This window comes from Syntrophorhabdaceae bacterium, assembly GCA_028713955.1.
Lineage (GTDB): Bacteria > Desulfobacterota > Syntrophorhabdia > Syntrophorhabdales > Syntrophorhabdaceae > UBA5609.
The window spans coordinates 1-11,204 of record JAQTNJ010000070.1; the positions used below are offsets into that span (position 1 = coordinate 1).

Annotated in this window: 14 protein-coding genes and 1 tRNA gene; 5 read left to right on the plus strand and 10 right to left on the minus strand. The window is 48.2% G+C overall.

Annotation, left to right across the window (positions count from 1 at the left end; all coding sequences use genetic code 11):
• On the plus strand, positions 1-341 hold a 341-nt coding region (locus tag PHU49_07700), incomplete at its 5' end, for a thiamine phosphate synthase (protein ID MDD5243887.1).
• Between the two features lie 541 nt (positions 342-882).
• Here PHU49_07700 and PHU49_07705 read toward each other — a convergent pair.
• Both PHU49_07705 and PHU49_07710 read right to left on the minus strand, forming a co-directional pair.
• Positions 883-1,302 carry a secondary thiamine-phosphate synthase enzyme YjbQ gene (locus tag PHU49_07705; protein MDD5243888.1) on the minus strand — a complete coding sequence of 140 codons (420 nt, stop codon included), beginning with the start codon at positions 1,300-1,302 and terminating at the stop codon, positions 883-885.
• 78 nt (positions 1,303-1,380) lie between these two features.
• Positions 1,381-1,459: transfer RNA gene (locus PHU49_07710), tRNA-Pro, on the minus strand.
• Positions 1,460-1,552: 93 nt separating this feature from the next.
• Here PHU49_07710 and PHU49_07715 point away from each other — a divergent pair.
• The 4 genes from PHU49_07715 (at position 1,553) to PHU49_07730 (ending at position 5,209) form a co-directional block, all read left to right on the plus strand.
• Positions 1,553-2,932 (plus strand): pyruvate carboxylase subunit B, encoded by a 1,380-nt coding sequence (locus tag PHU49_07715; GenBank protein ID MDD5243889.1) that lies wholly within the window; start codon positions 1,553-1,555, stop codon positions 2,930-2,932.
• Positions 2,933-3,007: 75 nt separating this feature from the next.
• Positions 3,008-3,970, plus strand: coding sequence for a hypothetical protein (locus PHU49_07720; protein ID MDD5243890.1), 963 nt, complete (start codon positions 3,008-3,010; stop codon positions 3,968-3,970).
• 4 nt (positions 3,971-3,974) lie between these two features.
• A complete protein-coding gene (locus PHU49_07725; protein MDD5243891.1) occupies positions 3,975-4,775 on the plus strand; it encodes a site-2 protease family protein in 801 nt (266 codons plus the stop codon).
• Positions 4,772-5,209, plus strand: a complete 438-nt coding sequence (locus tag PHU49_07730) for an EamA family transporter (protein ID MDD5243892.1) — start codon at positions 4,772-4,774, stop codon at positions 5,207-5,209. Before PHU49_07725 ends, PHU49_07730 begins: the two co-directional genes overlap by 4 nt.
• 164 nt (positions 5,210-5,373) lie before the next feature.
• Here PHU49_07730 and PHU49_07735 read toward each other — a convergent pair whose 3' ends face one another.
• The 8 genes from PHU49_07735 to infC are packed head-to-tail and all read right to left on the minus strand — an operon-like array spanning position 5,374 to position 11,154.
• Complete coding sequence (locus tag PHU49_07735) at positions 5,374-5,991, minus strand: hypothetical protein (protein ID MDD5243893.1); 618 nt, start codon at positions 5,989-5,991, stop codon at positions 5,374-5,376.
• Positions 5,988-6,305 carry a MerR family transcriptional regulator gene (locus tag PHU49_07740; protein MDD5243894.1) on the minus strand — a complete coding sequence of 106 codons (318 nt, stop codon included), beginning with the start codon at positions 6,303-6,305 and terminating at the stop codon, positions 5,988-5,990. The genes PHU49_07735 and PHU49_07740 overlap by 4 nt, the downstream gene beginning before the upstream one ends.
• Positions 6,302-6,589 (minus strand): integration host factor subunit alpha, encoded by a 288-nt coding sequence (locus PHU49_07745; protein MDD5243895.1) that lies wholly within the window; start codon positions 6,587-6,589, stop codon positions 6,302-6,304. Before PHU49_07745 ends, PHU49_07740 begins: the two co-directional genes overlap by 4 nt.
• 9 nt (positions 6,590-6,598) lie before the next feature.
• Complete coding sequence (pheT, locus tag PHU49_07750; GenBank protein MDD5243896.1) at positions 6,599-8,980, minus strand: phenylalanine--tRNA ligase subunit beta; 2,382 nt, start codon at positions 8,978-8,980, stop codon at positions 6,599-6,601.
• Between the two features lie 42 nt (positions 8,981-9,022).
• Entirely contained in the window at positions 9,023-10,033 is a 1,011-nt protein-coding gene (pheS, locus tag PHU49_07755) for a phenylalanine--tRNA ligase subunit alpha (GenBank protein ID MDD5243897.1), read from the minus strand.
• An 8-nt stretch (positions 10,034-10,041) separates the two neighbouring features.
• Positions 10,042-10,401 carry a 50S ribosomal protein L20 gene (gene rplT, locus PHU49_07760; protein MDD5243898.1) on the minus strand — a complete coding sequence of 120 codons (360 nt, stop codon included), beginning with the start codon at positions 10,399-10,401 and terminating at the stop codon, positions 10,042-10,044.
• 19 nt (positions 10,402-10,420) lie between these two features.
• Positions 10,421-10,618, minus strand: coding sequence for a 50S ribosomal protein L35 (gene rpmI, locus PHU49_07765; GenBank protein ID MDD5243899.1), 198 nt, complete (start codon positions 10,616-10,618; stop codon positions 10,421-10,423).
• Between the two features lie 11 nt (positions 10,619-10,629).
• A complete protein-coding gene (infC, locus tag PHU49_07770) occupies positions 10,630-11,154 on the minus strand; it encodes a translation initiation factor IF-3 (protein MDD5243900.1) in 525 nt (174 codons plus the stop codon).
• Positions 11,155-11,204 lie beyond the last annotated feature (50 nt).

Sequence of the window (11,204 nt, forward strand, 5' to 3'; positions counted from 1 at the left end):
AAATGGTTGGACAGGATGTTATTATCGGGGTCTCTGTAAAAAGCGTTGAGGAGGCTCTTCAGGCAGAGAAAGACGGCGCCGATTACATAGCGGTCAGCGGCGTATTTCCCACCAGTACCAAGGAGGGTCTGGGATATTGCCCCGGTCTTGATGGGGTCATGCAGATACGGCAGTGCACATATCTCCCTGTAATCGGGATCGGGGGGATCAACCTTAACAATTGCCGCAGTGTTATAGAATCAGGAGCGCACGGCGTTGCGGTCGTGACGGCCATTACCATGTCGGACGATATTCCACACACCTGCCGGTCCTTTCTGGAAATTATGACAGAACACCCGTAATTCGTGAATCGTAATTCGTGAATGGATGAAACCCATAAAACGTGGAAGGTAGACGCGTCATTGACGTAGCGCGTAGCGCAGTGTCATTGCGAGCATCTGGCTCCCATGTGTTGTATGAGGGTTATCAATGAACCTGGATCTTTTACATAGGACGGGCATAAGTGCCGATGAATTATCCGGGATGAAAGAGACTTGTTTTTACATATATCTCCGGCAAGTTTCTTAGGAGGAGCCACACTTTTTATTGTCATCGCGAGGAGCGAAGCGACGTGGCGATCTATAAGGTATAATCTATTGAATGAGATTGCCGCGCTCCGCTCGCAATGCTACCTTTCAAGGGGTTTATCCCCTCACGACTTACGCCTTACGGATTTCTTGGAATTTTCGATATACGATATACGAACTACGATATACGATCTTCATGAGCCGCCTCTCACCTATGACCTCTCGCCTCTCACCTATGACCTCTCGCCTCTCACCTATTACCTCTCACGTTTTACGATCTTAGCTGACGGCTGTGTGCTGACCGCTGATGGCGGATTTATTCCCCGATGAGTTGCACAACGAGATGCCGCTTGCGCGGGCGGTTGTCGAATTCCGCGAGCACGACCTGCTGCCATGTACCGAGAAGGAGCTTCCCGTTTTGGAAAGGGATCGTCAGGGAGGGACCGGTAAATGCTGCCCGTACGTGACTGAAGCCGTTCGCGTCTCCCCACGTGTCATCGTGATGATAGTGCATATGCGACGGTGCGATCTTTTCGTAGAATTCTTGGATATCCTCGATAAGACCGGGTTCGTATTCAAAGGTTGTGATCCCTGCGGTGGAGCCGGATACAAAGACGGTAAGGTTGCCTGTCCGCAGATCTGACCGGTCGAGTACCCCGGATACTTCGTTGGTAATATTGATCAGATCGCCGCTGCCGCGCGTATTAATGATGATTGTGCCGTTTATTATTTTCATAGTCTGATATATCCATCACTCTCACTGAATCCGCGGTATAATAAATGTATCTGCAGGCAGGATAATACATCTGAATTATGGTCGGGATGACTGGATTTGAACCAGCGGCCTCTTGCTCCCGAAGCAAGCGCTCTACACCATGCTGAGCTACATCCCGTACCCATTAAGATAGCAGACAAATGCAAAAAATTCCATTGATTTTTAACGATATACATGATACTTATTCACACTTTTCCGAAGGAGGTTAACAATGGCAGGGACAAGGCCCATCCTGATTACCGATCTGACATTAAGAGACGGCCACCAATCGCTCTTTGCGACGAGGATGACCACCGATGACATGCTCCCCATAGCCGGCAAAATGGACAGCATCGGTTTCTACTCTATGGAGGTATGGGGCGGCGCGACGTTCGATGTAATGACCAGGTTTTTGAATGAAGATCCGTGGGAAAGGGTTAAGCGCCTTAAGGAAAAGATGCCTAATACGAAACTGCAGATGCTCCTGCGCGGCCAGAACCTTGTGGGATACAGGAACTATGCCGATGATGTTGTTGATGCATTTGTTGAAAAGGCTGCCGAGGTCGGGATTGATATCTTCAGGGTTTTCGACGCGCTCAATGACGAGCGGAACTTCATTGCGGCATTCAGGGCGATCAAGAGGTGCGGCAAGCACATCCAGGGAGCGATCTCATACTCCCTGACCGAGAAAAGGCTTGGCGGACCGATCTTCAACATAGACTATTATATCGGCAAGGCAAAGAAGATCGAGGATATGGGCGCAGACTCCATCTGTATAAAGGATATGGCAGGGATCATTTCGCCATATGATGCCTACGAACTGATCTCTCAACTGAAGGCGCATCTTACAATCCCCGTGCATCTCCATACGCATTACACGAGCGGAATGGCTTCCATGTCTTTGCTGAAGGGCATCGAGGCGGGCGCGGACGGGATCGATACCTGTCTTGCTCCTTTTGCGCTCAGGTCTTCGCACTGCGCAGTTGAACCTTTTGTTGTAACGCTTAAGGGAACACCACAGGACCCGGGTTTTGATCTTGAGAAGATAGCTGAGATCGATGATTACCTTGAAACGATAATTCCAAAATATATGTCTTTTGCGGACACGACAAAGTTTTCTGTTATCGATATCGGCGTGCTGGTGCACCAGATACCGGGCGGTATGATCAGCAACCTTGTAGGCCAGCTCAAACAGGCAAAAGCGATCCACAGGCTCAAGGAGGTCTACGAGGAGATACCGGCAACGCGTAAGGATATGGGTTTCCCGCCGCTGGTTACCCCTACGAGCCAGATCGTCGGCGTCCAGTCTGTCTTCAATGTCATCGCAGGCCGCTACAAGATGATATCGAATGAGGTAAAGGACTATTTTTATGGATTATACGGGAAACCACCGGTACCGGTAAGTGATGAGATCAGGCAGAAGGCCTTGAAAGGCTATGCAAGGGGGAATACACCTATCGAAACAAGACCGGGTGACATCCTTGAACCCGAACTGCCCAGGGCGCGGGAGGCGCTGAGGAGCATCACGGATGATATGGGCGATATCCTGATCTATGCCCTCTATCCCATGACAGGGCTCGAGTTCCTGAAGAAAAAGTATAACGTCCAGTAAAATACGTAAATAGTAAAGCGGAAGGGGCACAGACCGTGTTGCAAAATCAGGGTCAGTGTAGTAATCTAACGCCACATGAGCAAGCTCATCATAGCTGTCGGATCGAAAGAGAATGTCCTCGAAGATATCCATGCCCTCGCAAAACGTCTCGTTAACGAACCTGAGCTGGTAATCGCTACAGGGAAGGATACCAGGAACACAGTCATCGAACACGCGTCCAATCTGTTTCTTGACGAACACCGTGTTCTCGTAATTATCGACCCCGAAAGAGGTTGTATCGAGGAGCTTAAAGGGCAGCTTGATGTTTTAAAGGAAAAGATCTTCATCATTCTTTATTCAACCAGCAAGGAATCTGATCTCCACCAGGTTATTGAGGGCGAACAGGTCGTGCTTGAGCAGGACAAAGAGAAGCGTATCCGGGAACAGGTCCTCAGTGTCGTGAGGTCATACGGGAAAAAGATGACGAAAGAAGGATTTGCCCTTTTGAAAGAGAGGATCAAGGACGAATCGATCCTCGGATCCGAGCTCCTGAAGCTTGTTTCTTATGTAGGGGACAGGAAGGAGATAGGATCGAAGGATGTCTGCGCCATTGTAACGCAGACACATGAGGAGAGCTTTTTGAGGCTCTTCGAGGCCTTTGCGGCCTTCGACAGGCAGAAGATGATCGACATCTTCGAAAACCTCCTTGAAAACGGTGAGGACATTCTCGCCATTCAGAGTTACCTCGTCAACCAGATACGGCTTTTGCTTCAGGCAAAGGATATGGAAGAGGTCTTCAGGGCAGGGCAGGGGTTCCCCCTTTTCAAAAAGACCTTTCTCAAGTGGAAGGAGGGCCTCGAACTTGAGGCCTCTGAGCGGAAGCGTTATCTCCCCTATAAACACCCTTATTATGCCTTTCAGCTTTCGCAGACGAGCCAGAAGATGCCTAAAAAGGATCTCATTGCCTTTCTTGATATGCTTGCGGGGTTTGATGTCAATGTAAAGAGAGGTACCAGGTATGGCCGCACCCACCTTGAATACGGTCTTTTAAGGAAATAGATAGATGATACATGTTGTGCTCTTCATTCTCACCATTGCCTCAACGTTTTTTGTCGGAGGCTTCTTTTACAGCGTTGCCATTATGGCAATACTTCTCGCCCATGAGATGGGGCACTATTTCATGAGCAGGCGGTACGGCATCCCTGCCACGCTTCCCTATTTTATCCCTTTCCCGCTTTCCCCGTTCGGCACCTTCGGAGCGATTATCAAGATGAAAGGCGTCATTATCAACAAGAGGGCGCTCTTCGATATCGGTGTCGCAGGGCCGCTGTCCGGTTTTGTTGTTGCCGTACCTTTTATCATCATCGGCATCAGGTTGTCACATGTCCAGCCCGTGCCGGACAGTATGTCGTATATGCAGCTTGGTGATCCGCTGCTGTTTAAGGTTCTGCAGGAAATTCTCATCGGAAATATTCCCGAGGGCTATGATCTCGTACTCCACCCCTGCGCCTATGCGGGATGGGTGGGTCTCTTTGTCACGGCCCTCAATCTCCTGCCCGTGGGACAACTCGACGGCGGACACGTTGTCTATGCGGTCTTCGGAGAGCGGAGTAAATGGATATTCGGGGCATCGATCGTACTGCTCGGCGTACTTACCGCCTTCTATAACCCCGGTTGGCTGCTTCTTGTTATCATTCTTCTCATATTCGGCATGCGGCATCCGCATCCTGTAGATATGGAAACAGAGCTCGACGCCAAGCGAAAGGTCCTCGCTTTCATCATACTGGTCATATTCATCCTTTCCTTTACTCCGTCACCATTCCCGGGATTGAACATATTCAAGGATGAAGGGATTTTGACATGAATTATCAGGAGGTCTTTTCATTTGTGCTGTTGTTTATCACGATGCTTCTGTGGGGGACGACGCCTCTTTTCGAAAAGATAGGCCTGAGAGACGTGGAGCCGCTTACCGGCATTCTCATCAGGAGCGCGGCGATAACGGTTATACTGCTTGTCGTGTATATCTTTTCGGGAAGGATCCACGAACTGACAAAGGTATCATTGAAGAATTATACACTTTTTACCGCAAGCGGGGTTATGGCGGGCCTTGTGGGCATGTGGACCTATTTTTACCTCCTGAAGTCCGGCATGACCTCGAAGATTGTCCCTATAGCCGCCTCCTATCCTTTGATAACGGCCATCCTGAGTATAGCCATCCTGGGAGAGGCAATGACTTTACAGAGGATTATCGGGATCATCATGACGATAGCCGGCATAATCCTCGTTCAAAGCTCATAGAATAAAAAGTGAAAGGTGAAAAGTAAAAGGTGAGAAAGTTTAAAACATTTTAATAGTCTTTAATACTTTTACTATGGGCTATGAGCTGTTTTTCCCCCTTACGGCTCACGACTTCCGGTTCAATATTGTTATGCAACCAATAATCTGTGACAGGTGTCCGGTTTTTAAAAGACCGGCCTTACGCTCTTTGCAGGTTGGAGGCCGAGGCTGGTGATGATCTCCGCATCTTCCAGGCTGTCCATATAGTCCCTTCTTCCGTCGATGACATCCTGTGCTTCGTCTTTCTTGAAGTAGATGTGGATGTACTCGATGAATCCGCCGTATGTATTGCACTGGGAGTAATCACGGACAGGCCAGTATATGCCGAATTCCAGGCCCTCGATATCATCTCTGTCAAGGTCGCTGCTTTTGATAAATTTTAAGTATTTCGGGAATGCGGTCGTGAGAACATGAGAGAACCGGCCCTCCGGTTTTGTTGTATTCTCATCGAAGTATACGTCCGAAGGCCTGATATTTACCATGATATAGTGAAGTTTATTATTATTTTGATCTGTCAGGATTGTGATGCCGATGCCTTCCTGATATACGCCTACATTGGACCGGGTAAATCTCTGATAGATATCCCTGATAAGATCTGCGTTTTTCTGATGCAATGATTGTACCCGTGGATCCTCATAGGTGCTTTTGATACTTTCTGATTCTGTTTTTGCTACATAAACCGCTCCGGTGCCGGCGCAGCCAAACAGGAAGAAGGCGAGACTAACGACAACAGTGAATTTCACTTTTTTTCCTCCTTTTTCAGTATCTCTACTAGCTCTGTCAGGTCTTCCCTGATCTCATTGAGGATTCGTTTGTGATTTGCGAGGTACTGTTTTGCTCCATCAATGGTGAAACGTTTTTCGTGGAGTAGTTTCTTTATCGTAAAGATGATCTCGAGGTCTTTCTTTTTGTATAATCGCTGCCCCGTGGGGCTCTTAATGGGCTTTATGTCTTTGAACTCCTGTTCCCAGTACCTGAGTACGTGGGGTTTCAGGCCCGTTAAGTTGCAGACCTCCTTTATTCTGTAGAATACCCTATCAGGAATATCCTTGTTCATTGTCTGCTTTTGTTGTTAATTTCGTCCTTCAAAACCTGGCTTAGCCTGAAGCTGAGAACCTGCCGTTCGGTGATCTTGATCTCTTCGCCTGTCTGGGGGTTTCTGCCGCGCCGGGCTTTTTTCTTTCTTACGAAGAAATTGCCGAACCCGGATATCTTGACATTATCGCCATTCTCAAGCGTATCCTTGATGATCTCGAAAAAGGTGTCGACGATATTTGCGCACTCCCTCTTGGAAAACCCGAGTTTCTCATAAAGATTTGTAACAATATCTATCTTGGTCATACGCCCTCCTTATGCCCTTAACGAAATTCCATCTATATTTGTAAGTTCTTTAATGATAATCTCCTGTAAGCGGTTCACCGCTTCATCCTTCAGGGTATCCTCGTAGGACTGAAAGATAACACGGAAGGAGACACTCCTCTTCTCTTTTTTAAACATATCGAAGACACCTACGGACATAATAAGCGGTGAGGCCTCCCTGATCCTGTTGATAACCATCTCCACGGGTATCGAATCGTCTATGAAAAAAGAAAAATCTCTCGTAACCTGAGGGAACCGTGGTATAGAATGGTACTGCACCTCCAGCTTCACCTTTTCTAAGATTATATCAAATTGTAATTCAGCACAATAGATACTTTGTTCTATTCCATAAGATTTTGATACCTCTTCCCTGAGCTCGCCGATCCATCCCGCCTTTGTCCCATCGGCAAAGATATCGGCCGCTCTCTGAGGATTGAGAAAAGGTTCCGCGGTCTTCTGCAGAGAAAATGTGACTCCGAAGGCCCCCATCAGTCCTTCCATTATACCCTTTATATCAAAAAAATCATAGTCACTATATTGATCACGCCAGAAAAATTCCACTTCCCGGCCGGTCATGGCAAAACAGAGGACGAAGCGTTCATGTGGATTGCCATCTTTTGAAAGGAAGAATGCCTTGCCCTTTTCAAAAAATCTGAGATTTTTTGCGCCCCTGTTGATGTTGTACGCAATGCTCTTTAATACGCCCGGCGTGATAAAGGTCCTCATCACGGCGTATTCCCTGGAGATAGGGTTCATTATGTTTACGAAGGCCGTCCTCTCATCCGGTGGAGAGATCAGGAAATATTCCACATCCTTCTCGCTGAAAAAGGCAAAGTTTATCAATTCAAAAAACCCGGCCCCCTTGAAAAACTCTTTTGCGGTATTAAGAGCGATTTCCCTGGCGCTCAATTTATGCGCCGAAAGCGGTGAGACGGGCCTGGTGGCGGGGATGCGGTTGTAGCCGTACAGCCTGGATATCTCCTCGACAATATCGGCAGGTTCGGCGATATCGTGACGGAAATTTGGTATCGTAATGAGGAGTCCCCCCTCGTCTTCCTTTTTAATATGGAGATCAATGGACCGCAGTATCTTTGTAATATCCCGCTGCGATATATGGGTGCCGAGCAGCCCGTTTATATCGCTGTACGTAATGAACAGGGTCTTCAGCTCCTTCTTTTCGTGAACCTCCCGTTCACCTTTGATGACCGTACCGCCTGAAAGCATGTTCATGAGAAAGACGGCCCTCTCGGCGGCGAAGCCGACATTGTCGACATCGATGCCTTTTTCAAAGCGAAGCGATGCCTCTGATTTGATCCCGAGCCTTCTCGTTGTTTTCCTGATGTACAGGGGATTAAAGTAAGCGCTTTCCAGGGCCACATCCTCCGTGGTCCCTGAGATCTCCGAGTTTTCGCCGCCCATGATGCCGGCAAGGGCAACGGGTCCTTCCCCGTCGCAGATAAGGATATCTCCCTGAAGGAGTTTCCGCTCCTCGCTGTCGAGCGTCCGAAAGACCGTATTCTGGTCGGCCAGCCTCACCTCTATCTTTTGCCCGCGGATCTTGTGGTAATCGAAGGCATGGAGGGGCTGCCCGAGTTCAAGCATCACGTAATTGGTTACATCGACGATGGTATTGATCGGTCTCATCCCGCATTTTATGATCCTGTTTCTCATCCAGAATGGTGAGGTCCTGATCGATATACCGTTTATCAGCCGGAGAACGTATCGCGGGCAGGCGTCCGTGTTCCGGACCTCCAGCGACAGGTAATCCTTCACCTTCCTTTTTTTGTCTGTCGTGAGATTGAAAATAGGCAATTTCGCTCTCTGGTTAAGGATGCTCCCAACCTCTCTGGCGATGCCGTACATGGAGAGACAGTCTCCCCTGTTGGGCGGGATGTTGATATCCAGGATCACGTCCCAGACAAAATCCTCTTCGTGGAGCCAATGACCTACCCTGCATTTGTCCGGGAGTATGAAGATGCCGCTGTGGTCGTCAGAAAGGCCAAGTTCCCTTTCAGAGCAGAGCATACCGAGGGATTCGATGCCGCGGATCTTTTTCTTTTCGACGACAAAACCGTCTTTCAGCCTTGCGCCTACCGTTGCCAGGGGGACCTTGTCTCCCACGGCCGTATTTTTTGCCCCGCAGACGATCGGCAGCGTTTCCATGCCCGCATCGACCATACACAGGACAAGGTTCTCAGCGTCAGGGTGTTTATCGATGCCGATGATCTTGCCCACGACAACACCGTCGAAAGACGGTTCCAGTTTTTCCATCCCCTCCACTTCCAACCCGCACATGGTCAGTTTCACCGCAAGATCCTGCGGATCCATATCAATAACGACAAATTCACTGAGCCATTCAAAAGGAACTTTCAATATACAATACCTGTGGACATATAATTTCTAAATTCTATTTCCTCAAAACTGTGACAGGAACCTGATATCGTTATAATAGAACTGTCTGATATCATCGATGCCATATCTGATCATCGCGATCCTCTCAACGCCCATTCCGAAAGCGAATCCCGTGATCTCTTCCTGGTCATAGCCGACATTCCTGAATACCTGCGGGTGTACCATACCCGAACCGAGGATCTCGAGCCACCCGGTATCTTTACAGACCCTGCACCCAACCCCGCCGCAGATAACACAGCCGATATCAACCTCTGCGGATGGTTCGGTGAATGGGAAATAACTTGGTCTGAAACGGAGCGGCGTGTCCTTGCCGAACATCTCCTGAACGAACATGCTGAGGATCCCTTTCAGGTCTGAAAACCTCACATTTTTATCCACCATGAGCCCTTCGACCTGATGGAACATCGGCGTGTGCGAGATGTCGTTATCGCAGCGATAGACGGCCCCCGGTGCGATAATCTTTACAGGGGGGAGCTGGGACTCCATCACCCGTATCTGCACTGGTGATGTATGGGTCCTTAATACCACACCCTTCTGAATGTAGAATGTATCCTGCATATCCCGTGCGGGATGGTCTGCCGGGATGTTGAGCGCCTCGAAGTTATAATAGTCGCGTTCAATATCAGGACCTTCGGCAACAGAAAAACCGAGAGAGGTGAAGATCCTGATCATCTCATCAAGTGTCTGGGTGATGGGATGTTCTTTACCGACCAAGGGTATCTTGCCGGGCATTGTGATATCAATCCACGATGCCGCCTCCCTTTTCCCTTTCTCTTCTCCCTCATAGGAAACCTCCAGCTCCTGAAGCCTGTTTTCCGTCAGTATCTTGAGGGCGTTGATCTCCTGACCCGCCTCTTTACGTTTCCCTTTATCGAGCAGTTTGATATTGTCGATGTATTCAGAAAAGACACCCTTCCTGCCGAGGAGGGATATCTTGACCTTCCTGACATCGTCTATCGTTTTTATGGAGGATAGTTCTTTATCGACCCTGTCTCTTAAGACGCCAATATCCAAGGATCACCCTAATTAACCATTACCTCTTTAACCTTTGCTACTACAGTCTCGAACCCTGATGGATCGTTTACCGCCATCTCGGCAAGAGATTTCCTGTCTAAGGTTATGTTGGCAGCTTTCAGCCCGTGGATAAACCTGCTGTATGGTATGCCCTGTGCCCTGCAGGCCGCGTTGATTCTCACTATCCATAAGGACCTGAAATCTCTCTTCCTCTGTTTTCGCCCGGCGTAGGCATATTTGAGGGCTTTGAAAACAGCCCTTTTCGCGACACTGTAAACGTTCTTTCTGGTTCCATACATGCCCCGCGCCAGTTTTAAAAGTTTTTTATGTCTTCTTCTTGTTTTAAATCCTCGTTTTACCCTTGGCATTTTACTGCACCTCTATTTCTTATGAGTATGGTAATAATGTTTTGATTCTCTTCAGGTCTGCGGGATGAACAGTATCAGGTTTAGATAGTCTTCTCTTCATCTTTGGTGTTTTTGAGGAAAGAAGATGGCTGTGAAATGCCTTTGCCCTTTTCACCTTGCCTGTTGCCGTTATCTTAACCCGCTTCGCCAATCCCCGATGTGTTTTTATCTTCGGCATATCAGCCTCCTTTACAGGGGGGCAAAAATCATTACGATATTCCTACCGTCAAATCTTAATTTCTGCTCCATTGTCCCTGCATCTTTCATTGATTCGATAATCTTCTGGGCAAGTTTTTCCCCCATGTCTATGTGGAGTACTTCCCTGCCTTTAAACATGATGATCACCTTGACCTTATGCCCGTCGCTGAGGAACTCCTTCATATGTTTCATCTTGAACGTCAGGTCATGTTCCTCGATCTTAAGGCCCAGTTTCATCTCTTTGATCTGTATTACCGTCTGTTTTTTCTTTGCTTCATGTGCCTTTTTGGCGAGCTGATATTTGAACTTGCCATAATCCATGATCTTGCAAACCGGTGGATTTGTTTTCGGAGAAACCTCCACAAGGTCAAGTTCCTGTTCTTTCGCCATTCTGAGAGCTTCAACAGTTGCAACAACACCTAATTGTTTCCCGCTGTCGTCAATGAGCCGAACCTCCCTGACGCGTATCCTCTCATTGATATTAATGTCCTTGCTATCCTTTCCTATAGGGCTCACCTCCTGAGTGTATTATCTTCCATTATCCTCTTTATAAGGTCCTGTATTGT

Coding starts and splice junctions, on each gene's coding strand:
- PHU49_07740 (MDD5243894.1), bottom strand. CDS start 6,305: ATGAACAAGGATATTCCTGATAGGGTATTCTACAGAATAAAGGAGGTC.
- PHU49_07705 (MDD5243888.1), bottom strand. CDS start 1,302: ATGAAAATAATAAACGGCACAATCATCATTAATACGCGCGGCAGCGGC.
- PHU49_07745 (MDD5243895.1), bottom strand. CDS start 6,589: ATGACCAAGATAGATATTGTTACAAATCTTTATGAGAAACTCGGGTTT.
- rplT (MDD5243898.1), bottom strand. CDS start 10,401: ATGCCAAGGGTAAAACGAGGATTTAAAACAAGAAGAAGACATAAAAAA.
- PHU49_07720 (MDD5243890.1), top strand. CDS start 3,008: ATGAGCAAGCTCATCATAGCTGTCGGATCGAAAGAGAATGTCCTCGAA.
- PHU49_07725 (MDD5243891.1), top strand. CDS start 3,975: ATGATACATGTTGTGCTCTTCATTCTCACCATTGCCTCAACGTTTTTT.
- PHU49_07715 (MDD5243889.1), top strand. CDS start 1,553: ATGGCAGGGACAAGGCCCATCCTGATTACCGATCTGACATTAAGAGAC.
- PHU49_07730 (MDD5243892.1), top strand. CDS start 4,772: ATGAATTATCAGGAGGTCTTTTCATTTGTGCTGTTGTTTATCACGATG.
- rpmI (MDD5243899.1), bottom strand. CDS start 10,618: ATGCCGAAGATAAAAACACATCGGGGATTGGCGAAGCGGGTTAAGATA.